The 335-nt window shown below is 54.6% G+C and carries 2 protein-coding genes; both read left to right on the plus strand.

Annotated elements, in window-relative coordinates; translation table 11 throughout:
• Positions 1 to 198, plus strand: a 198-nt coding sequence (locus tag B3W37_RS14500) for a CinA family protein (protein ID WP_483176229.1), incomplete at its 5' end; no start/stop codon positions are given.
• Positions 195 to 335, plus strand: a 141-nt coding sequence (locus B3W37_RS14505) for a 2'-5' RNA ligase family protein (RefSeq protein WP_483176241.1), incomplete at its 3' end; no start/stop codon positions are given. The genes B3W37_RS14500 and B3W37_RS14505, both read left to right, overlap by 4 nt.

The raw sequence follows: 335 nt of genomic DNA on the forward strand, positions 1-335 counted from the left end.
ACCGGAATTGCCGGTCCGGACGGGGGCAGTGATGAAAAACCGGTGGGTCTGGTGTATATCGGTCTGGCCCTTAAAGGAACAGTTGAAGTGAAAGAAATGCGATTTGTAGGTGACCGCAGCGGTATTCGCACCCTGGCAGCGAAAAGCGCCCTGGATCTGGTGCGGCGCCGGCTATTAACCGAGGAGGGTGCCAAATGAGGGCTTTTATTGCCATTCCCGCACCCGAGGCGATAAAAGACCAGGCCGAGCAGATAAGAAGACAACTGGCCCGGACAAATCCCGATGTGAAGTGGGTGGAATATGTAAACTACCACCTCACCCTGAAATTCCTGGGT

The sequence above is a fragment of the Syntrophomonas sp. UBA5494 genome (assembly GCF_002426325.1).